This is a genomic window from Mesorhizobium sp. BH1-1-5, from assembly GCF_020165615.1.
In the GTDB taxonomy this organism is placed as follows: domain Bacteria; phylum Pseudomonadota; class Alphaproteobacteria; order Rhizobiales; family Rhizobiaceae; genus Mesorhizobium.
Window position 1 is genome coordinate 17,481 of the sequence record NZ_JAIUIM010000009.1, and the last position, 21,673, is coordinate 39,153.

Below are 21,673 nucleotides of genomic sequence, written 5' to 3' on the forward strand. Positions count from 1 at the left end.
CCAAAGATCGGTCAGTTTCTCGCAATCTGAGGGCCAAGTTCTTTGACTTGAAAACGCCCATCGCCATTCGCTGAAGGCATTCGCCTCTAGCTGAGCAAGGTCGGGCGAGGGGCCTTAGAGCAGCCGGTGCACACCGCGGTAGCGGAAGATCCTCTGTCATCTGAGTTGATGGACACCATGCTGTCGGCGCGTGCAGCGCTGTGGCTAAAGTACTGCCGGCTGCACAATCTCGTCGTCAAAATGGTGGCACACAGCGAACTCTGCAGACGTTTCACGGCGACTCCCGGCGTCGGTCCGGTCACAGCACTTTCGTTCATGACGGCGAGCGATGATCCGTCGCGCTTTCGCCGCTCACGCGACGTCGCGGCGTACCTCCGTCTGACGTCGCGGCGTTGGCAGTCGGCCACCTCAATCGACGTTCAGGGCCGCTTATCGAAGGTCGACGATGCTGACGTGCGATGCTCGCTTTACGAGGCGGCTTCGGGCTGATGACGTGCTTCAAGGGCCCCGACAGTTCAAGAATTGGGGGGCCAGGCGCTCGCCAAACGTTCCTGCCACCAGAGGGCCCGTGTCGCCGTGGGCCAGGCACGCCATGCGGGCCGACGGTACGTTCTATGTTGGCGATTCTGGGGCGAGCCGAAGCGATACCGCCCGGCGCGCTCATCGCAGGGATCGAATGCTCTTGGGAGCGCATCGATGAGCGCGCGACGGAAGTCAAAATGCATGGCGACGGCGCGCGGACGGGTGCCATCTGACACAAGAGTCCCGCTCCGGCGGATGGGAACCGATGCAGACCAGGAACGACGAAACGCTCATTATCCTGCCTGCGGCCGGCTGATCACGAGACGGCCGGGCCGCGCCGGATTGCCTGTGATGCTGCTCCGTCAGCCCGATGGAAAAGTGCGCCACGACGGTTCCCGTGCTGCAAATAAGCAGCGCTGCTACCCCGTCGCAGAGCGCGGAAGACTGCACGGCGCATCGGAACTCGACGTCAGAATAGGGAATCGTTGCATGGAGTATATAATAGTGTATTATCGTAGATTAGAGTATGAGCGACGATTGCAAGCAATTCACAGAAAGTACGACCGATTAAGACGGCAAGATAAAAGGCGCACATTGCGCGGCGGTCGGTGGGCTGTTTTTGCTCATGTTTTAGCCATTTCTCGGACATTGCTAGCTTTTGCTGCAATGTGCGATCTCACATTAAGCGTTTGATTCGGTGCGGGAATCTGCAAGGTGCGACGTGCATCCGCTGGCCAATAGCGGGTTTGCCGTTGTCCTTCTAACGTCTGCACTGGGGCCTAAGTGGACTGACAGCTCATACGGGATGGAGGCTGAAGCAGACATCGGAGGATGATTTTCCGACGGCGCGGATGCAATTCCCTATCGAGGACCGCCGGTGATAAGCCTCGCGTTTCTCTGGCCTTTCAGATCGACCCAAAGCCAGTTCCACGCGACGGAAAACCGGCTCCGCACGCCGATCAGAAAGAAGATATGCGCCACCCCCCATAACCACCAGGCAATCCAACCCTTCGCCGTCAGCCACCCGAAATCGACGACGGCCGCGTGCTTGCCGATCGTGGCCAGACTGCCTTGGTTGCGGTAGACGAAGGCTGGTTCGTTTCCAGGCTTCCCCCGTAGGCGGCCGCGGATCAGTTTCGCCAGATATTTTGCCTGTTGCTTGGCGGCTGGCGCGACACCTGGGACCGAGCTTCCGTCTTTCTGCTTCACCGAGGCGGTGTCGCCGATGGCGAAAATCCCGGGCCGGCCCGGCACGCTCAGCTGCTCGTCGACGATCACGCGCCCCGCCTTGTCGGCCGTTGTGCCAAGCCAGAGCGCCGCAGACGACGCCTTCACGCCAGCCGCCCAGATCGTCGTTCTACACGCGATCCGCGACTGGTTGACGACGATATGATCGCGATTGCAGTCCGTCACCGGCTGACCCGTTCTGACTTCGACCCGACACCTCTCTAAGGCGTGCCGGGCGTAGTCGCTGAGCTTCGGCGGAAAAGCCGCAAGCAGCCGCGGACCCGCCTCGACAAGCAACACTCTTGCCCGTCGCGTGTCGATGCGTCGAAACTCACGCCTCATTGGCCCGCTTCTGATCTCCGCGATCATGCCGGCGAGCTCGACGCCAGTGGGACCGCCACCGATCACGGCAAAGGTCAAGAATGCATCCTGTTCGTCGGGATCGCCGGTCTTTTCGGCTGCCTCGAACGCTTCGAGTATGCGGCTGCGGATTTCCAGCGCATCCTCCACCGTCTTCAGCCCTGGGGCCGCGCTTGCCCAGTCCTCGTGGCCGAAATAGGCGTGGGTGGCCCCAGTGGCCAGAACCAAGGTGTCGTAAGGTAGTTCGTTTCCGTCGGCCAATATCACATTCTGGTTCAAGGTATCGACATTCGCGACTTCACCGAGGATCGTCGTCACATTCCCGCGGTCGCGGAATAGCCGTCGGATCGGCCAGGCTATGTCGGCGGGCGACAGGACGGCAGTGGCGACTTGGTAAAGCAGAGGCTGGAATAAATGATGGTTCCTGCGGTCGATCAGGGTTATTTCGACGTCGAGCCCTCTGAGCGAATCCACCAGGGTCGCGCCGCCAAAGCCAGATCCGATCACCACTATCCTATGCCGTGACATGGGGTGTTCTCCTCTTACGCCCCGGGAGTGCTTCAAGCAGGATCGCCAGCAGCAGATAACCCACCGCCAGGCCTCCCAGGGTCAGTGTTTGTGACCGGACGTCGGAAAGCGTCGCGCCGAGTTGGCCGACATTCACCAGCGCGTTGATTGCGCTTGTGCTGGGAATGACCAGCGCGGCCGATCTGATGGGTTCCGGGATCGCCTCCGTGGGCCAAGAAAAGCCGGCGAGGAACAGAAACGGCATGCCGATCGCGGCGGCCACGAGTTGCACCACGACAGGGCTTCGGAAAAGTTTCGCTATCACCATGGCAAGGCTTGCCACAGCTACGATGAATGGCAACGACACGACAGCGACACTCCCCACAGAGCCGAGCCTCGGTATCCCGTAGAGGTAAGGCAGGACGATCAAGTAGAACCCGAACACTGCGAGTTGAAGGGTCAAATAGGCGAGCAGTTTTCCGACCACTCGTGAGCCTGGCCCGGCGCCTTCCGCCGGAAGCCTGGCAAGCTCCGGATTGGGATAGGTGCCGAGCAAGCCGACACCGATCAGAAGTATCTGCTGAAGCAGCAACACGAAGGCTGCCGGCAGGATATAGGTTGCATATCCACCCTGCGGGTTGAAGAGAGGGATGGCAACCAAAGGCATCGGATCGGACGCGGCCATGGCGATCGCCGGATCAACATGGGCAGCCATCAATCGGCCGGTTTCCACTTCCGCGCCTACCGTCTTGGCAAGCGCGGTGACCGCACCCGAAATCCTGGAATAAATGAGAAAGTAGCTTGCATCGGCGTAAAGCGCGATGGGAGATGCCCGGCCGTGAAGCAGGTCGCGCTCGAAATAGTGCGGGATGATGAGAATGCCGTAGAGATTTCGGGCGAACACTTCGCGTTCCGCGCTTGCTTCATCCGGGAGGACGGAGGCGATCGCGACGTCGGCGGAGGCGTCCAGCCGACGTGCGAACTGGCGGCTGCTCTCCGTTCCGTCCAAGTCTACCAATACGATCGGCACATCCCGCAACGCCTCGTTGCGATAGGGCTGAGGATAGAAGATCGAATAAAGAATGATCGCAAGGATCAGCACCGAAAAGGCGGGGCGCAGAGAGAAGATGCGTTTGAGTTCGATTATCCAGACCGCGAACACCCCAGTCATGAAGAGACCTTTGCTTCAGCGGAAGCCGCCATTGACGATCGCTCCCGACGGCGCCGGATCGCTTCGAGACGAAGAGCCGTGAGTGACGCGAGCGACACCACCATGAACAGCAGGATCGCCAACGGCCTGAGGGAAAGATCGAGCGGCGCACCACGAAGCGTCTGGTCCACGCGGGCCATCAGGTACCAGGTGCCCGGCAAGATTTCACTCCAGTGATAGGCGAAGGAGTTCATGCCGATGCGGGGAAAGCCGACGCCCATGAAGCCGAACGCAGGGGCAGTGATCAGCGTACCGATGCTGATGGCCATCGGCATTGGGCGCAGGACTAGAGCGAGCAGCGCGCCAAAGAGCTGGTTGGCGAGGATGAAGAGGACACCCGCGCAGAGGAACACCGTTCGGTCGCCCCGTAGCGGCAGGTGATAGACCATGAACATGAAGGCATCGGCAACGCCCAGAACGAACAGGAAGACAAGGGTGTAGGGCAAAAGCTTGCCTAGCATGGCCGACCACAGGCCACCCCCGAGACGGCGCAAGACACGCAACCGATGCAGCGTTTCGGCATCATGGCCGACTGAATACGCCGTTGTCGTCACGATCACTATCTGGAGGACCGCGGGCAACAAGGCGGCGAGCAGGAAATGGCTGTAGTTCAGAGTTGGATTGAATAGCGGGTTGACTTGGACGGGTATAGGCGAGAGCGATGCCTGCGCGATATCGGCGGGCTGCCCGTTAGACGTCCGCAGCGACAGCCTTATTGACCCCTCGACGCTTGCCAGTGCGGCGTTGACGCCGCGAAGCGTGAGATTGCCGGTCGTCATGGTCTGGGTGTTGTAGAAGAACACGACTTCAGGCCGCCGACCCGCAAGGACATCGCGTTCGAGGTTTTGCGGGATCATGAGCAGGCCATGCACGCTCCCGGACAGGATCAGCCGTCGGCCTTCCGCCAAATTACTGACATTGATCGCCGTGGCAGTGTCGGGCGTGGCATCCACGGTTCTTACGATCGTGCGCGACAGGTCGCTGCCATCGAGATTCAGAACCGCGACAGGCAGTCGTGTTGCCAAGCCCTGGCTGAACACCAAAGCCAGCACACCCATCAGGATCAGCGGTAGGAGGATTGTCAGAAACGGCAAGAAAGGCTGTTTCTTGAACTGCGCCGCCTCTCGAACAAACACGAGAAGCAAGCTCGGCTTGAAATGAGCTGTCGCCGACATGTCATTGTTCCGCCCTGGGCCAGGAAGCGATAGCGCTCATTCCGGGTCGAAGTCCCACGACTGCAGAGACGGGACTCGCTCTGACCTCGAAGGTCCTGAGGTCAAAATCTCCGGTGGCCCGCGTGGCGCGCCAGGTCGCATACTGGCCTTGGGCGTTTATTACGGTGACCTTGACGTCGATCGCTGCATTCTTGAGCGCGGGGACCGTGACCTGGAAGGTTTCGCCCACGTGGAGGCCCTTGAGCAGGTCCTCGCGCATATTGAACGTGAACCAGGGATGATCGACGTCGATGATCGAGAAGAGCGGCGATCCGGCGCTGAAATTCTCGCCCATTTCCGCGACGCGAGTGGTCACCTGTCCGTCAATCGGGGCGAAAACAGTCAATTCCTTCAGATCGGTCTGCTGTTGATTGAGCGTAGCCTTGGCCTGCTCGACCTTTGCCGCGGCAAGCGAACGCTCCTCCTTGCTGGCCCCGGCCGTCGCGAGGTCCAGATTTGCCTGCGCGGCCTCACGTGACCGGAGTGCCGCTTCGAGATTGCGGTTGGACTCATCGGCGCGAGCCTGAGGAGAGGCCCCTGTCGCGACGAGCTTTGCCTGTCGTTCCTGATCCGCCTGATAAAGGAGGACATCGGCCGAAGCCGCCTTGACCTCAGCCTTGCGCGCAGCGATCACCTCGAAACGAGTGCTGTTCACCCGCATGAGATCCGCTTCTGCCACCGAAAGTGCCGCTTCCGTCGAGTGCATGGCCGCGAGCAGTTCCGGACTTTCGAGCATCGTGAGGATGTCGCCACGCTTTACGATATCGCCGACATCAAAATTCAACTGAACTACACGGCCCGATACACGCGGACTCACATCGACACGGTCGGCGGACACCTCGCCTTGGATGACGAGTGGCGGGGGCAGCGTCGCAAACCACAAGAGGACGCCAAGACCGCCGAGGCAGCCAAGGCCGATAAGTATCCTTAGAACCCTGGCCATATCGATATCCCAGCTGTCTAAGTCGACGCGAGGAAATCGACGCCCGTGATCGCGGTCGAGGAACGGGCGACATCGGGGTCGATGCTGGCGCGGCTGGGATTGAGCTGGCTCACAATCTCGATCGTCCGCGAGCGGATATAAGGCTCCATATGGGCCGCATGCGTCAAAATCCAGAATTGTCGGGTGGCTATTGCGTCGAAGACCTGATTGGCGACATCGCCTGGCTCCATCGCATGTGAGGAATTCATTGCATCCGCTGACGGCGCCGCGCCTGTCGTCTCCGATTTCATGATGTTGGTCTTGACCAGCGCAGGGCAGAGCACGGAGACCCCGACGCCCGAATGGCTCGCCAGCAATTCGCGATAGAGCGTCTCCGACAGGCCGACCACGGCATGCTTGCTCGCAACATAGGCGGACGCGGCCGGGATGGTGATCAGTCCGGCGGCCGATGCGGTGTTGAGGATGTGGCCGGACTTGCGCTCCCGCAGACCCGGAAGAAAGGCGAGAAGGCCGTTGACGACACCGCCGACATTGATGTCGAACATCCGCTTCCAGTCCGCTTCACTGTGATCCCAGCTAAGCGCAAGCTTGGTGATGCCGGCATTGTTGGCGACCAGCCAGGGATCGCCGAGCGCCTGCGACGCAGCGTCCCGAAGCGCGACGACGTCGTCAAGTTTGCTGACGTCGGTTCGCACAGTGATGGTCCGTGCGCCCGCTGCCTCTACCGTCTCCTTGGCGACTTTGAGCCTTTCCTCACTCAGATCGGCTAGTGCGACTTTCATTCCTTTGCGGGCCGCAGCAACTGCAAGCGCAAGCCCAATTCCACTGGCGCCGCCGGTGATCACCGCCACCTTGCCAGCGAGGTCGATTTCTGATTGGTCCGTCATGCTCCGTTCCGTGCTGCTTCAATTGCTGGGGGAGCGTAGACTGTTACTGCACTGATGGAAGTTAGCCGCATGTTAGTTGGGCGGGTCTAACAGCTGTGCGACGTTAGTCCGTTCGGTGATGCTTTGCTCTGACGCGCCGGGACGCATTGACGATCGGCGACAGGAGACGCACTTTGAGGAGCAAATCGGGGGTTGGCGGAAATGAAAACTGAGCCTTCGGCTTCAGTTGTCCGAGAACAGCTAAGTGTCCTGCAAAAAAGTCCCGCTTTCCTTGGATCGGAGCGGCTTGTGGCATTGCTTACCTATGTCGTCGAGGAGACATTGGCTGGGCGCGGCCGCGAGCTGAAAGAAGCCGTGATTGGTAATACAGTGTACCGGCGTGAGCCGCCCTACGATCCTCGGGTCGATTCAACGGTAAGGGTCGAGGCCAGACGTCTGAGGCGCAAGCTCCTGGAGCATATCTCGAACTATGGCCAGTCTGACAGCTTGACCATATCGATTCCGACCGGAAGCTACACGCCTGTATTCCGCTGGAACGATGGCCTCGAGGGACCCGGGCCGGCCGATTCGGATCAGAGCCCGAAAGCGATTTTTCGTCGCGGTCCCGGCACTTTGGTGGCAGTCATGCCGATGCGGCCCATCTCTCCCGACCCCTCGACGATGGAATTTGCCGACAGTCTAACCGATGAACTGATGTATGCCTTGGGGTCTGAACCCGGCATCAGCATCCAGTCGCGGTCAGTGACGTTTGCCTTTAAGGACAAGCAGCTGTCAATTCCAGAACTGGCGACCGAGTTGGGGGTGAATGCCGTGGTGCAGGGCACCGTGCGGGATCAGGCGGGTGCAATCAGGGTTACGATCGAAGTGGCGGATCCACGGGGATTCGTCGTCACGTCCGACCGGTTCGAGGGCGCCTCTGAGGATCGAATCGTCCTGCCGGAGCGTATCGCGACGACCTTGGTCAGCCGCCTCCGCTTCGACAGTTCCAAGATGCGGGCTCGGGAGATCAGCCCGGGGCCTGTCGCGATTCAATCGCACGCCAAGGTTTACCGCGCCCGCCAATTGCTCGACAGGCAGGTGCCTGAATCCTTGCGCGAGGCCCTGGCGATTTTTACCGATGTTGCCGAGACCGCGCCCGACTACGCACGCGGACACTCGGGAATTGCCGATTGCCATTGTGACATGTTCCGGATCGGCATCCTGGACGCGAAGTCCGCCCTTGCCCGGGCTAGACCCGCCGCGACGCGCGCCTTGGAAATCGACCCTCAATCCACGGAGGCACTGACTGCTCTTGCCACCGTCCAAGCTTGGCTTGAACGCGACCGCAAGGCCGCCGAAGCAAGTTTCGAGGCAGCGCTTCAGTTTGGCTACAGCTCTCGAACGGCGCGCGTATATGGGTCCTATCTCGCCGCACTCGGCTTGGCGGACGACGCCGAGCGCATGTTTCGCGAGGCGCGACGGATCGAACCATTCTCCCAGCAGCAAGACATTGCGGAAGCCGTGAGCCGATTCCAGTCGAGGCGTTTCGACAGCATGCGCATCCAAGGCCAGACGGTCGCGTTGCGCAATGCTCCGATCGAAGCCTTGTTCTATCTGGCGCTTGGCAACCATTTCGGCAAGAACGATGAAGGGGCACGAGAATGCGCCAAGCCGTTGAGCCACGTTCTGGCGAGTCACCCGCAGATCGTATTTGCGGACGTCGAGATTGAAGCCTGGCTCGGCAGGCCGGATCGCGCGGTCAGTTTGTTGAGGTCGGGAAATCACAAGGCCAGCCACTTTGCGCACGCCTCGCTAGCTGCTTCCGTCGCGGACGAAGCATCCGTATTCGAACATCTGACGTCAGCATTGGATCGGCGAGAGCTTGCAACTGTCTGGATGCGGACCGACGTACGGTTCGACTTTGTGCGGAATGCCAGGGAATACAAGTCGTTGCTGGACCGGCTGGAGGCGATGCGTATTTCTTAACCGCCTCGCCTCACCCGCTAACAGTTAGCGGAAGCAGCGCTCACTTCCCGCCGCAGGTTTGGCGTCTCTATGGTTCCATCGAACACAGGGAACCTCGACGTGAGCCAGAACAGCCAGTACCGCAGCGCCGATACCATAGTCGATCGCATTCACGGAGTGCTTGGTCACTATCCGGGCTATCGGACACTCCACGCCGACGGACGGCTCTATAAGGGTGTGTTCAGGGCTTACGACGCTGCGAAACGCTTTACTCGCGCGATCCATCTGCAAGGGCAGGAAATCCCGATTACCGTGCGCTTCTCCAAAGGCGGCGGCAATCCACATGCCTTTTTCAATGCCACGGTCGGGATGGCCACACGTTTCTACCTTCCTGATGGACGCGTCACGAATATCGTGATGCTCAGTCAGAAGCTATTCTTCGCCAATACGATCGAACAGTTCGTGGGCTTGGTGAATTCCGCCCAGCCGAGCGAGCCCGGGGGCGGCATCAACAAGGCGGGATTAGATGCTTTCCTTGCCGCAAACCCCAATGTGATGAACGTCTTTAAAATGCGGGCCGCCGCACAGGCGCCAGTGAGCTTCGGTAACACCGAGTTCCACGCCGTCCACGTTTTCCGTTACATCAACGCCAGCGGGGAAGTGACCCATGTCCGATGTCATTGGATTCCGCTCGACGGTGTGAAGGGGCAAGATCCCGAAAGCCTCACTCATGAGAGCGTGGATGTGCTGTTCGACGAAATGAGCGAGCGGCTCAAGTCTGCATCCGCCGAGTTCGAACTCGAGCTAGAGATTGGCCAGGACGGCGATCCACTGAACGATGCGACTGCGCTTTGGCCAGACGGTCGCGATCGTGTGCGTATCGGGCGCCTGACAGTGACCACTCCTACCACGGAAGCCGAGATCGGCGACCTGCTTATGAACCATGATCCAACGATGCTCGTCGATGGGATCGAAGCCACCGACGATCCCATCCTGCAGATCAGGCGAGGCGTCTACGAGGCGTCGGCGGCACAGCGAAGTGGCGGTTGGCAAGCGCAAGCTGCCAAAGGCGCGCAAACCGGAGGCTGATCGTGGGCAGGCGCAACCTTGAAAGCATGCGCTCCATAGACGCCGCTTGGAATCGCCGGCAATGGGCGGACTATGCAGCTCTTCTGGACGATGACCTGATTGCCTGGATGTCCGGCGATGTCGATCCACACGACAAGGCCGAGCATGTGCTGAGAGCGCAGCGTTTCTGCGCGATGTTCCCGGATTGCCTGGTAAGCGAATCCTATGTCGACATCTTTCTGAGCCTGGACGGCAAAAAGACCTGCTCCATTGCGCGGCTTACAGGAAGCGCGCCATCGGATGGGCGGAGCTTCGATGTATCCTTTGCTGTCATTTGCAAGTGGCGAGACGGCCGGATCGTAGAGCAGCGAGAGTATTTCGACCGTGAGCTGTTCGAAAGACAACTTACACTTCCACGCGAAGCCAAAGGAGACCACTGATGACTACAGATATTGCACCCGTCGAAGAGCGTTTGGTCATGGCGCAGACCGTTACCAATCAGCCCGACGGCCCAGGCAGGCGTATCGGGAAGCGCGGTGAATTGACGATGATCGGCAATGTCGTTCCGGGAGGGGCCGCATTGTTCCGCGAGCGCTTGCCGCAGTTCCAGGCCGAGGCCGGCTATTGGGAGGGCCGGGTCGGAACGGTTCAGGATTTCCGCATTCTGTTGTTCGACAACGATACGCGTTTCATTCTCTCGCTCGTATATGATGGCGACTTCGAACCCTATCTGGTCGACATCACCACGCAAGCGGGGCCGTGGTTGGACGCAATCGGCACGGGGGTGCTCGAGGGGTATCCAGGCATGAGCAGCCCCAAGGCCGCCGAATGGGTCAAAAGCCTGCTTATCCCCGCCGAGTTCTTCTACGTCGGCGCGCCAGATTCAACAGTACGCGACATCAAAAGGATGGAGAAACTGTCCAAAGCCGTCGGCGACATGCTTGACGCAGCTGGTTGAAGCGATGGCTGCTTTGCTCGAACTCGCCGACATTCAAGGTACGGTTCTAAGGAACCGTCCCATGCCGTATTTCGGCTCATACCTCATGTTCACCATCCATGACGCGTCCGATGCACGCATGCTTTTGGAACGGCTCGTGCCGCATGTCACATCTGCTGCAGACTGGGATGATCCACCCGAGAATGCATGGATCAACGTGGTCTTTACGCATTCCGGCCTAGCGAAGCTTGTCGCGGATAGCGCGGTGCTTGACGCCTTTCCTCCCGAATTTCGCCAGGGCATGGCCGCGCGTGCCGGCTATCTGGGGGACGTTGGTCAAAGCTCGCCCGAGAACTGGGATCTCCCGCATGGAGGCAATGGATTCGACATCGGTCTTTTGGTCATGGCTGGAAGCCTTGTTCTCAAAGAGGCCAAGTTAGCGCTCGGCCAATCGGCTCTTCAGGGCATCGCCGGCGTGCAATTGATCAAGCAGTTGGATGTCGGCGTGCCTCCAACATTGCGCGAGCATTTCGGATTTACCGACGGTATCAGTCGGCCGTTTATCGAGGGACAGGGCGGCGCGCCCTTTCCGGGGCAGGACATCGTCAAACCGGGTGAGTTCGTGCTCGGCTATGAAAACGAGCTTGGGATAACCGCAGCCCTCGAAGCGCCGAAAGCGCTCTGGAGAAACGGGACGTTCATCGCGATCAGGAAAATCTGGCAGGACGTCTCGAACTTCCGCGGTTTTCTGCGTGCCAATGGAAGCGGCATGGACGGAGGCGAGGAATTTCTTGCCGCCAAGATGATGGGGCGATGGCGAAGCGGCGCGCCACTCGCACTGACACCCGACCGCGATGATCTGGAACTGGCCAAAGACCCGCAACGCAATAATGATTTCAAGTACCACGCTGCCGACCCGGACGGGAAAAGGACCCCGGTCGGAAGTCATATCCGGCGTGTGAATCCACGAGATGCCCTGAAGGAATCCCTCACCGATATCCGCCTTCACCGTGTTCTCCGCCGCGGCTTTTCTTATGGGCCTTCGCTGCCCGCCGGCGCCACGACGGACGACGGCATCGACCGTGGCATCGTGCTGGCCCTGATAAACGCCAATCCCGGCCGTCAGTTCGAGTTTGTCCAAGCCCAGTGGATTAACGACGGTGACTTCGTTTCGCAGGGCGCGCGGACCGATCCTATCGTCGGCCGCAGGGATAAAGCCGACGACTACCAATTTCCGGCGCGGCCCGTGCGAAAGCGAGTCGCCGGCCTTCCAGAATTCACCGCCGTCAGGGGTGGCGAACACGTGTTCCTGCCCAGCCTGACGGGGTTGCGCTGGCTAGCAAATCAGCCTTCCTGAGAGGCCGCCGCCAGAGCCGGCAGGGTCATCCCAAAAGTGTCATTCACGTTGTAACCGCCAGTTACAACCTTGCATCGAGGTGCCTGGGTGAGATTTCGGTCGGTGGGTCCACCTGCCGGCTGAAAAGGCGTGCGGGAGCACAGTTTGCAATAAGCCAAACGGTCTTGCCGCGATTGGGCCGACGTAGTGGGTATTCACGGCCCACCAGCGCGATATCAGCTTTCGGGAACCAACCGAACTCATTTCAACGGCGGAGAACAGGCGCAAACCCGCCGCTCGCTCGCTACGGCGCTGTTTATGGCGCGCTCGCGAGCGGCTTCGCGCGGACCTATTCTGAACGACTGCTTTTCGCTTTGCGAATGAGTGCTTCCGGCTCCATTCCTAGCGCGTCGGCGATGCGCCCAAGAACCGTGACGCTTGCCGAAACATCAGCGCGTTCAATGGCACCTATGTAGCGGGCGCTCAGACCGGAGCGCTCTGCCAATTCCTCTTGCGTCATGTGCCGGCTGTTTCTGGCTTGGCGCAAATTAAGAGCAAGATTCTCTCTGAGATCCATCCCGAGAGATAACTCGTGAATGGAACGATCATTCCAGGAACGATAGTTCCTATTCGTCATTGAGTATGCTATAGAACGACACCCCGTCGTCAGCACACGGTGATTGAAAATGAAGGGCACCTCTGAGATTTCAGCCGGTAGCAGTAGCTCCCTAGATCCCGCTTTTGTCTTATGGGTCGACTGGCTACAGGCTCGATATACCTCGCTGCTGCTGTGTCGGGTGCAGCAGCGGTTAGAGGCACGAATGATCGCCAATACCGGAATCCAGGTATTGACTGCAGGTCGATCCCGCCCGGCGCGAATGGCAGTTGATCAATTTGATGTCGACTTAAGGCATGCAGTAGCTTGTGAAGCTGAAGTCTTCGCCATGACCGAGGCCCTCAGACTTCAGGACGCAATCCCGGAGCACGCTGCCTCCTCCCTTGCCGGCATTGTGGCTAAGTTAGAAATGATCGTCGGCGCCGATCGGGATATTGGTGACCCTACCGACTTTCCGTGGCCGCATATCGCATCCGTACTGCGTGACTTAAAGGCGATCGCGGGAGACTTGCCGGCTGGTCGCCGGAGCCGGGAAACGACGCGGAGCGATGTTGCCAAACATTGGGAGTCCGCAGTCAAGCTGGTCGAGGCGCTGGAAGAGGAAGGCGCGGCGGAGCACCGTGGCGACGTAGCGGTCTTGTAACCCGTTCCCTCACCACTTATCGCCTGCAGCCCGACCTTGACGACTAAGACGAAACCGCAGGGCGCAAGTCATTGCACGCTGCGGCCCTACGCCATGAACTTCGTTCTTTTCTTCGTCATCCGGGGGCCTCTGATGGTGGGTCGATCCACCATTGGGAGAGCGACCGCAATGGCAGAGGAAACCAGGACCGGCCCACAGGCTTTGGTTCCGGCGAACGACAACGGCGACCTCGGCAGCCCGAAGCGTTGCCCCGAACTCACGTCGGCGGCCAGGCTCGATCGGGTGGTGCTGGATATCGCCCGGCTGATCGGCCGGGGGCTGGCGCGGGAGGCATTCGAGGCAGGGTCGGCGGCCAACGACAATCGTCCGGGCGGCCGAAAGGGAGAGGGCAGGGAGCCGGATGGCAAACCCGCTCAGAACAGGAGAGAGGATCCGCCGCCATGACCCGTGTCGCGCTCTATGCCCGGTATTCTTCCGATAGCCAGCGGGACGCCTCTATCGAGGACCAGTTAAAGCTGTGCCGTGAGCACGCGGCGCGCGAGGGCTGGGGCGTGGCGGGAACCTATGAGGATGCGGCGATCTCCGGTGCCAGCACAGTGCTGCGGCCGGGCATCCAGCATTTGGTACGCGATGCCCAGCGCGGCCGCTTCGAGGTGGTGCTGGCCGAGGCGCTCGATCGCATCAGCCGCGACCAGGCAGACGTCGCCACCCTCTTCAAGCATCTCAAATTCGCTGGCGTTGCCATCGTCACTCTGGCCGAGGGCGAGATCAGCGAACTACATGTCGGCCTCAAGGGCACGATGAACGCTCTGTTCCTCAAGGACCTTGCCCTCAAGACCCATCGCGGCCTGCGGGGGAGGGTGGAGAAGGGCAAGGCCGGGGGCGGGCTTTGCTATGGCTACCGAGTGGTGAAGAAACTGGACGCCGCAGGCGAGCCCGTCCGGGGCGATCGCGAGATCGTACCGGAGGAAGCGACCATCGTGCGCCGCATCTTCCGCGAATTTGCTGCCGGCAAGAGCCCGAAGGCGATCGCCGTCGACCTCAACAAGGAGGGTGTTCCTGGTCCGCTTGGCCGACACTGGGGCGATACCAGCGTGCGCGGGCATGTCATCCGGGGCACCGGGATCATCAACAACGAACTCTATACCGGTGTGCTGGTTTGGAACCGCCTGCATTTTGTCAAGGATCCCGCCACCGGCAAGCGCGTGTCGCGCGCCAATCCACCAGCCAAATGGATTCGCATCGAGGTGCCGCACCTCAGGATCGTCGAGGACGAATTGTGGCAAGCCGTGAAGGAGAGACAGAAATCCATCGCCAGCCAGTTCGAGGCGGTTGCCGTCGCCACGCGCAAGGCCCGGGCAAGGATGCTGCACACCATGAAGCGTCCGGTTTCTCTCCTTTCCGGCCTGCTCACCTGCGGCTCCTGTGGCGGGCGCTACGGCTTGTTCACGCGCGATCGGTTTGCCTGCCTCAACCACCAGCGCCGGGGCATCTGCGACAACGCCCGCACCATCACCCGCGAGAAGATCGAGCAGCGCGTCCTCGCGGGCCTGAAGGAAAGGCTCGTCTCGGCTGATGCCGTGGCCGAGGCGATCCGAGCCTATGCCCAGGAGACCAACCGCTTGAATCAGGAGCGTCGCGCGCAAGGCGAACAGGACCGCAAAGCACTCGACAAGATCGAGCGAGCCATCGCCGGCATCATGGCCGCGATTGAGGATGGCCTGTACCAACCTTCGATGAAAGCGAGAATGGAAGACCTGGAGAGGCAGAAGGCGGAGATCACCGCGCGCCTGGCAATGGCGCCCACTGACGTGCCCGACCTGCATCCCAACATCGCCACTCTTTATAAGAAGCGGGTCGAGCAGTTGACGCAAGCGCTTGCCGACCGCGAGGACGGACGCCGAGCCGCCGAGGCGCTGCGCTCGTTGATAGGAGAGATCGTGCTCATGCCCGGCGACAAGCGCGGCGAGGTGCATGCCGAGCTACGCGGCGAGCTGTTCGGCATCCTCGAACTCGCCAAACCCGACCAAAATCAAGCGTCCGACGATGTTATGACAAAAGGGGTTGCGGGTCCCCGCAACCAAACAAAAAACGCCCGCCTCGCGCGGGCGTCTTCGTATCTGGCTCCAGGGGTCAGCCAATTGGAGCTGCCATCAGCCGCCCGCAGCCAGGCGAAGCCCACGCCCCCGAAAAACAAGCCAAATCCTCCCCCCAAAACCATTCACAAACAACACCAGAGAGCCAGCTCCGGAGGTGTTGTTTTTTGTAACCCGCCATTCGTCTCTCGATCTTTTCGATGAGGCTGCAGATGGCGTCTGCCGCACCTGCCGCAGGCGGTCGCTCAATCCATATGGAACTGCTTGGGCAGAAGATAGGGAAACTCAGTCGCCGGATCGATCTCGATACGCATGATGGGTCCCATCCATTCGCCCCACCTGGCGTTGTCGGGATCCCTGGCAAGCCTGGCCTTGGTTGCTTCCAGATCGTCGGTCTCGAAATAGCCGAACAAGGTCAAGCCGTGGCGGAAGATGCTGTAGTTGCGGATGCCAGCCACCCGCAGCGCCGTCAGCATTTCGGGCCAGATCTCGTCATGACGCCTCTTGTATTCTTCCTCGTAGCCGGGCCGGACTTCGAGCACCCACGCATATCCTGTCATCCGATCTACTCCCTTGCATGAAGCGGTTCAGCACCTGGCGAGGTTCCGGTGTCTCGGGGCGGCGAGGCCAGTGCGTTCACCGTTTCACCGCAACGGTCAAACGCCCTATCTCTTTGTTTTTACGCAATTCCGAACGGCAGGCTACGGCGAAGTCGCCGAGCCCAACCGCTCACACTTTTCCTGGGATTGCTCCAGGCGATCGGGACATCCCACGTTCAGCCTCCTGTCTGCTCCAGCCGGCCGCTGCGGGCCGAACGATAGAGGGCATCGAGCGCCTCGGCGACGCGGGCGCCATTCTCGCCGTCGGCGCCGTTGACGATAGGCCGACCCGAGCACAGCGCGACGAACTTGCGGACCGGAAGCGCGCCGTCATAGGTGGTTTGCTCCTGCGTCAGCGCGACGGTCTCGTCGCCGCCGTCGAGCCGCCGCAACTCGAGCCGCGCACGTTCGGTGTCGAAGAACAGACACCCCTCGGTGCCGTAGATGCGCACGTCGACATGCATGCCGACGTGCTTCGGCACGGTCGCCGATCCCGATAGCGACACGGTCGCGCCATTGATCGCGCGCCCCACTGCAGCATCGTAGAGATCGACCCCCGTCTTGGACTTGCCGTCCATGCAGAAGATGCTTTCGAAACGAATATCTGCGACGTAGCACAGCCACGCGAGCGAATGCGACATCTGTCCCCATCCATAGCCGCCTGCCTTGGCGGGATCGGCCCAGGTCGAAGCTGGCGGACGGAAGAGGTGATCCGCGGTTTCCAGCATCGGCTCGCCGGCAAACAGATCGTCCAGCGCCGATCCCATCTGGCAGACTGCGTGACGGACCGTGCCGATGCGTCCGGCGCGCACCATGCTCGCGGCCTTGGCGGAAAAGTCGGTGAAGTTGAGGCTGCAAGGCACGAGCACCTCGCGCCCGGACTTTTTCGCCGCAGCCGCGATAGCGCGACCGTCAGCGGCCGTGGTCGCCATCGGCTTCTCCACCAGCACGTGGCAGCCTGCCTCGAGCGCGGCAATCGCCGGGCCGGCATGGGCGACGTGCGGCGTCGAAACCACGACGCCATCGAGTGCTTCCCTGGCGAGCATTTCACCGAGATTCGTATAGCGGCCCGCAATCGAGAATTTCTCGCCGACCACCCGCAGCCGATCCGCGTTGAGGTCGCAGATCGCGGCCACCTCCGCATCGGGGCATGACTGGACGGTCGGTATGTGGTTGGTGGTCGCCCACCAGCCGATACCGACCACACCGATCCTCGTCGTCATGGCTCGTATCCGCCTTTGCTGCCCTGGCCGATTGTCGATTTGTAGACGTTGCGCATGTGGCGCGCAGCGGCCGTTGCCGCCGCCTCGGGATCGCGGGCCTTCAGCGCGTCGAGGAGCCTCTTGTGATCCCGAAAGCTCTGCTGCAGCACTCCCTCGGTCTCCGAAGCACGCTTGCGGAACTCCAGTCCGATGACGTTGAGGCTCTGGCCGATGCGCCTGAGGAAGGCGTTGCGGGCGCCCGTCCACAAAAGCTCGTGGAACCTGTAGTCCGACATGCGGAACGCCAGCGCGTCGTGGAGCACGCCGGCCTGCTCGTCGAGGATGGTTTCGAGCTGGCGCAATTCGTCGTCGGTCAGCTGCTCCGCCGCTCGGCTCGCAACGGCGCTTTCGACCAGGCTGCGGGCGTCGTAAAGCTCGCGGATGTTCATCTCCTCCAGCGACAGGAAGAACTGGATCGGTCCCAGAAGGGCATCCGCATCAAGCTCGCTGATGTAGGCGCCGCCGCCTTGGCGGGTGCGCACGACGCCGAGGATCGACAATCCCCGCATTGCTTCGCGGACACTGGGGCGCGATACGTTCAGCGACTGCGCCAGGTCGCGCTCCGGGGGCAGTTGGTCGCCGGGCTTGAGAACGCCGGCCTTGACCATGTCGAGCACCCGGCGAGCCACCATTTCCGCTATCGATTCACGAACGATGGGCTTGTCGAATTCGTCCGCGGCGGCTGTCCGGTTCACGAGACGTCCTCCTTCAGAGGTGCGCGCCGGCCAAACAGCCGTGCGATGTCGATGCGCGGTGCCAGGACCGAGGCGATCAGCAGGACGCCGATGACGCCAGTCTGGATATGACCGGTAATGTTCATCAGAGCCATGCCGTTGCGCAGGTTGAGGACGATGAGGATGGAAAGCAGCGTTCCAACCAGCGTGCCCGCCCCGCCGAAGATGCTCACCCCGCCCAGAAGCACGATGGTGATGATGTCGAGTTCGAAACCGAAGGCGATGTCACCGCGCACCGCGCCGACGCGAGCCGTGTAAAGCAGGCCGGCAAAGGCGGAAATCGTGCCGGATGCGATGAACAGCATCGCCTTGTGCCGAGCCGTGTCAATGCCCGCGAAGTCCGCCACGCTGCGATTGGTGCCGATCACGTAGGTCTTGCGGCCGAATCCGGTCCGATGGAGGATGACCCAACTGATTGCAAAGAGGATCGCGAAAGCGATCAGCGCGAAGGGAACCGGCCCTACGAGGCCTTGCTGCCCCAGCGCGTTGAACCATTCCGGGAAGCCGGAGATGCCGCGATCCTCCACCAGGACGCGCGCCAGTCCCCGATAACCGATCAGCGTCGCAAGCGTCACGACCAGCGAAGGCAGGCCGAACCGGGTCACGAAAAGCGCGTTGAACGCTCCCCCGGCCACCCCGATGAACAGCACAATGACGATCGCGAGCGAGGCCGGGACGCCGCTTTGGAACAGCCAGCCGAAACTGCAGGCTGCGAGGCCCATCATCGAGCCGACCGAGAGATCGATTTCGCCGTTGATGATGACGAAGGTCATGACGAGGGCCACGATGACCTTCTCGATGGAAAGCTGCAGCAGATTGATCTGGTTCGAAACGCGCAGGTAGTCGGGCGACAGCGCGCTGTTGGTCGCCATGATGACGACGAGAGCGGTGAGCAGGAAAAGCTCCCAGCCTTGGATGCGGAAACGACCGAACCCGTTCCGGATGCTCATGGCGCCGTCTCCGCACGCAGTTTCGGACCCTCGCCTGAGCTCTCCTTGTCCGTCTTCTTCCTGGCTGCTTCCCTGCCGATCCGAAGCCGGACGAGGCGCCGCATCACCACGGCGTCCATGGCGACGGACAACAATATCAGGGCGCCGAGCACAGCCTCGCGCCAGAATTCGCTGACGAGATGCCAGCGCACCAGACTTGCCTCGATAAGGTCGACGAGGATCGCGCCGATGAATGCGCCGATCACCGTGCCCGAGCCCCCGAAAATATTGACGCCGCCCAGCACCGCCGCCGCGACTGATTTCAGTTCAAAGCCGAGGCCGGCGACCACGGTGATGTTGCCGAAGCGGGCAAGGAACATGAAGCCGGCCAACCCCGCAAGAGCGCCGCAAAGCAGGAACGCCGCAAACACGGTGCCGGCGACGTTGACGCCGGCCATCTCGGCCGCTTCCGGGTTGGAGCCCACCGCGTAGAAGCGGCGCGCCGGCCTCAGCCTGTTGAGCGCGATGTGGACCAGAACCACGACCGCGAGCGCCATCGCGAAACCGGCCCGGAAATCGAAGCTGCCGATCGAGAAGAGCTGCAGGTTCGGGAAGTCGACCAGCCATTGCGGCAGCTCTTGCGAGGTTATCGACTGGGCGCCCGAATATTCGACCAGCGCCGAGCGGAAGATCGCCATCGTCGCCAGCGTGACGATGATCGAGGGCACGCGTGCATAGGCGACGAGAAAGCCGTTCACCGCGCCCAGCGCAGTGCCGACAAGCGCCGAGTAGGCCACCAGCAGCAGCGGGTTGAGATCGGGGTGTCGCGAAACGAGCAATCCGGCCGCGAAAGCCGCGAAGCCCACGATCGATCCGACGGAGAGATCGATGTTGCGCGTCAGGATGACCAGTGTCTGCCCGGTGGCGACCAGCGCCATGATCGCCACCGAGCTCGTGATCCGGTTGAACATGCGGCCGCTCAGATAGCCGTCGATCTGGGTGGAGAAGAACAGGACCACGAGCAGCAGCACTGTCAGAAGCGCGACGATGCGCAGGGTCTGCGGGCTGATACGGCTGAGCAGCGTCGACATCACCCTGCCATCCTCATGCCCGACTGGCCGGTCGCGAGCGCGATGATGCCATGCTGGGTGGCACCGGCGTTGTCGACGATCGCCATCTGCCGTCCTTCACGCATGACCAGTATGCGATCGCCCAATGCCAGCACCTCCGGGAGATCCGAAGAGATCACCAGTGCCGCACCGCCTTTTGCCACGAATTCGCGGATCAGATCGTGGACCTCGGCCTTGGCGCCGACGTCGATGCCGCGTGTCGGTTCGTCGAAGATCAGGAGGTCGGGCCTCAGGTTCAGCCATTTTGCAAGCATGACCTTCTGCTGGTTGCCGCCTGACAGCAGCCCCACGGCCAGTTCGACGTCCGGCGTGCGGATGTTCAGCCGCTTGCGGTAGGCTTCGGCGGTCTCGCGTTCGCGCTTGCGGTCGAGCATGCCGGCCGGGGAAAGATACTGGGCGAGCGTGGCGAGCGAGATGTTCGAGCGGATCGACATCGACATCGCCAGTCCAAGCTTGCGGCGGTCTTCCGAAACGTAGGCGATCCCCAGATCGATGGCCTGCGCTGCCTTGGTCACGCTTATGGGCGCCCCCTTGTAGGTCATGGTGCCAGAGGTTGCCGGCGCGATGCCGAAGATGGCCAGTCCGACATCCGTGCGGCGCGCGCCGATGAGCCCGGCCATGCACATGATCTCGCCGCGACGCAGATCGAAGCTGATGTCTTCGAAAACGCCTTCACGGCCGAAATCCCGGACCGAAAGCACGACCTCGGAGGTGGCGTGCGACGGAGCCTTTTCAAAATAGTTGCTGACGTCGCGGCCGACCATTTCGGCAATCATCGATTGCGACGTCACCTCGGCGATCGGCCGGGTCGAGATGTGCCTGCCGTCGCGAATGACGGTCACCCTGTGGGCGATCTCGAAGACCTCTTCCAGGCGGTGCGAGATATAGACCACGGCGACGCCCTGGCGCGCGAGATTGGCGGCGACGGCCCGGAGCTGGGCCGCCTCATGCGCCGAAAGCGATGCCGTCGGCTCGTCCATGATCAGCACACGCACATCCTGGCTGAGCGACCGCGCTATTTCGACGGCCTGCTGTTCGGCCAGCGTCAGCCCGCTGGCGACGCGGTCGACGTCGACATGCATCCCGATGCGCTCTATGAGTTCGCGCGCCTTGCGGCGCAGCTTGCCGCGGTTCTGCAGCCAGCCCTCGCGGGTTGAGCTGATGAAGATGTTCTCGGCCACGTCGAGGTCGGGAAAAACCATCGGCTCCTGGTACATGGCGGCAAGGCCGGCCGCACGCGCGGCCTGGGGGCCGTTGACCAAGGCCGGCCGACCACCGATCTCCAGCACGCCCGACGTCGGCTGATGGATGCCGGTCATGATCTTGATCATCGTCGACTTGCCGGCGCCATTCTCGCCGACGATGGCGTGAACCTCGCCGGCATGGAGTTCCATGGTCATGTCATCCAGCGCCAGCGTCATGCCGAAACGCTTCGAGACCGAGCGCAGCGCGAGCACCGGGGCCGTCATGATCAAACTCCTTGCCGTTGACGGCGGGCGGCGCCGAAAT

At 61.4% G+C, this 21,673-nt stretch carries 20 protein-coding genes and 1 pseudogene; 9 read left to right on the forward strand and 12 right to left on the reverse strand.

What is annotated here, in order from left to right; genetic code table 11:
* Nucleotides 1-46 precede the first annotated feature (46 nt).
* Nucleotides 47-700 (forward strand): annotated as a pseudogene (locus tag LB572_RS13775) (transposase); the annotation flags it as partial.
* A gap of 683 nt (nt 701-1,383) precedes the next feature.
* On the opposite strand, the gene LB572_RS13780 reads toward LB572_RS13775, so the two are convergent.
* Genes LB572_RS13780 through LB572_RS13800 form a run of 5 tightly spaced genes read right to left on the reverse strand, consistent with a single transcriptional unit; the run spans nt 1,384 to nt 6,870 of the window.
* Nucleotides 1,384-2,637 carry an NAD(P)/FAD-dependent oxidoreductase gene (locus LB572_RS13780; protein WP_224668088.1) on the reverse strand — a complete coding sequence of 418 codons (1,254 nt, stop codon included), beginning with the start codon at nt 2,635-2,637 and terminating at the stop codon, nt 1,384-1,386.
* Nucleotides 2,624-3,787 carry an ABC transporter permease gene (locus tag LB572_RS13785; protein ID WP_224668089.1) on the reverse strand — a complete coding sequence of 388 codons (1,164 nt, stop codon included), beginning with the start codon at nt 3,785-3,787 and terminating at the stop codon, nt 2,624-2,626. Before LB572_RS13785 ends, LB572_RS13780 begins: the two co-directional genes overlap by 14 nt.
* Nucleotides 3,784-5,001: an ABC transporter permease gene (locus LB572_RS13790; protein ID WP_224668090.1), complete on the reverse strand. Its 1,218-nt coding sequence runs from the start codon at nt 4,999-5,001 to the stop codon at nt 3,784-3,786. The genes LB572_RS13785 and LB572_RS13790 overlap by 4 nt, the downstream gene beginning before the upstream one ends.
* A gap of 1 nt (nt 5,002) precedes the next feature.
* On the reverse strand, nt 5,003-5,983 hold the full coding sequence (locus tag LB572_RS13795; protein ID WP_224668091.1) for an HlyD family secretion protein: 981 nt from the start codon (nt 5,981-5,983) through the stop codon (nt 5,003-5,005).
* A 17-nt stretch (nt 5,984-6,000) separates the two neighbouring features.
* Nucleotides 6,001-6,870, reverse strand: coding sequence for an SDR family NAD(P)-dependent oxidoreductase (locus tag LB572_RS13800; RefSeq protein WP_224668092.1), 870 nt, complete (start codon nt 6,868-6,870; stop codon nt 6,001-6,003).
* Nucleotides 6,871-7,158: 288 nt separating this feature from the next.
* Between LB572_RS13800 and LB572_RS13805 the strand changes: the two genes are divergently transcribed.
* From LB572_RS13805 to LB572_RS13825, 5 genes are all read left to right on the forward strand, one after another.
* Nucleotides 7,159-8,835 carry a hypothetical protein gene (locus LB572_RS13805; RefSeq protein ID WP_224668093.1) on the forward strand — a complete coding sequence of 559 codons (1,677 nt, stop codon included), beginning with the start codon at nt 7,159-7,161 and terminating at the stop codon, nt 8,833-8,835.
* A 99-nt stretch (nt 8,836-8,934) separates the two neighbouring features.
* Complete coding sequence (locus LB572_RS13810) at nt 8,935-9,903, forward strand: catalase (protein ID WP_224668094.1); 969 nt, start codon at nt 8,935-8,937, stop codon at nt 9,901-9,903.
* A 2-nt stretch (nt 9,904-9,905) separates the two neighbouring features.
* Nucleotides 9,906-10,322, forward strand: coding sequence for a nuclear transport factor 2 family protein (locus LB572_RS13815; RefSeq protein WP_224668095.1), 417 nt, complete (start codon nt 9,906-9,908; stop codon nt 10,320-10,322).
* Complete coding sequence (locus LB572_RS13820; protein WP_224668096.1) at nt 10,322-10,840, forward strand: hypothetical protein; 519 nt, start codon at nt 10,322-10,324, stop codon at nt 10,838-10,840. The genes LB572_RS13815 and LB572_RS13820 overlap by 1 nt, the downstream gene beginning before the upstream one ends.
* Nucleotides 10,824-12,176: a Dyp-type peroxidase gene (locus tag LB572_RS13825; RefSeq protein ID WP_224668097.1), complete on the forward strand. Its 1,353-nt coding sequence runs from the start codon at nt 10,824-10,826 to the stop codon at nt 12,174-12,176. The genes LB572_RS13820 and LB572_RS13825 overlap by 17 nt, the downstream gene beginning before the upstream one ends.
* 328 nt (nt 12,177-12,504) lie before the next feature.
* Here LB572_RS13825 and LB572_RS13830 read toward each other — a convergent pair whose 3' ends face one another.
* Complete coding sequence (locus LB572_RS13830) at nt 12,505-12,732, reverse strand: helix-turn-helix domain-containing protein (RefSeq protein ID WP_224668234.1); 228 nt, start codon at nt 12,730-12,732, stop codon at nt 12,505-12,507.
* Nucleotides 12,733-12,976: 244 nt separating this feature from the next.
* Between LB572_RS13830 and LB572_RS13835 the strand changes: the two genes are divergently transcribed.
* The 3 genes from LB572_RS13835 to LB572_RS13845 all read left to right on the forward strand — a co-directional run bounded on the left by LB572_RS13835 (nt 12,977) and on the right by LB572_RS13845 (nt 15,714).
* A complete protein-coding gene (locus tag LB572_RS13835) occupies nt 12,977-13,414 on the forward strand; it encodes a hypothetical protein (protein WP_224668098.1) in 438 nt (145 codons plus the stop codon).
* 168 nt (nt 13,415-13,582) lie between these two features.
* Nucleotides 13,583-13,858, forward strand: a complete 276-nt coding sequence (locus tag LB572_RS13840) for a hypothetical protein (protein ID WP_224668099.1) — start codon at nt 13,583-13,585, stop codon at nt 13,856-13,858.
* Nucleotides 13,855-15,714, forward strand: coding sequence for a recombinase family protein (locus LB572_RS13845; protein ID WP_224668100.1), 1,860 nt, complete (start codon nt 13,855-13,857; stop codon nt 15,712-15,714). The genes LB572_RS13840 and LB572_RS13845 overlap by 4 nt, the downstream gene beginning before the upstream one ends.
* 41 nt (nt 15,715-15,755) lie before the next feature.
* On the opposite strand, the gene LB572_RS13850 is transcribed toward LB572_RS13845, so the two are convergent.
* The 6 genes from LB572_RS13850 to LB572_RS13875 form a co-directional block, all read right to left on the reverse strand.
* Entirely contained in the window at nt 15,756-16,070 is a 315-nt protein-coding gene (locus tag LB572_RS13850; RefSeq protein ID WP_224668101.1) for an L-rhamnose mutarotase, read from the reverse strand.
* 215 nt (nt 16,071-16,285) lie between these two features.
* Nucleotides 16,286-17,332 carry a Gfo/Idh/MocA family protein gene (locus LB572_RS13855; RefSeq protein ID WP_224668102.1) on the reverse strand — a complete coding sequence of 349 codons (1,047 nt, stop codon included), beginning with the start codon at nt 17,330-17,332 and terminating at the stop codon, nt 16,286-16,288.
* Nucleotides 17,329-18,066: a FadR/GntR family transcriptional regulator gene (locus LB572_RS13860; protein ID WP_140810193.1), complete on the reverse strand. Its 738-nt coding sequence runs from the start codon at nt 18,064-18,066 to the stop codon at nt 17,329-17,331. Before LB572_RS13860 ends, LB572_RS13855 begins: the two co-directional genes overlap by 4 nt.
* Nucleotides 18,063-19,055, reverse strand: a complete 993-nt coding sequence (locus tag LB572_RS13865; RefSeq protein ID WP_140810185.1) for an ABC transporter permease — start codon at nt 19,053-19,055, stop codon at nt 18,063-18,065. Before LB572_RS13865 ends, LB572_RS13860 begins: the two co-directional genes overlap by 4 nt.
* Nucleotides 19,052-20,125, reverse strand: a complete 1,074-nt coding sequence (locus LB572_RS13870; protein ID WP_140810178.1) for an ABC transporter permease — start codon at nt 20,123-20,125, stop codon at nt 19,052-19,054. Before LB572_RS13870 ends, LB572_RS13865 begins: the two co-directional genes overlap by 4 nt.
* Entirely contained in the window at nt 20,125-21,633 is a 1,509-nt protein-coding gene (locus LB572_RS13875) for a sugar ABC transporter ATP-binding protein (protein WP_224668103.1), read from the reverse strand. The genes LB572_RS13870 and LB572_RS13875 overlap by 1 nt, the downstream gene beginning before the upstream one ends.
* Nucleotides 21,634-21,673 lie beyond the last annotated feature (40 nt).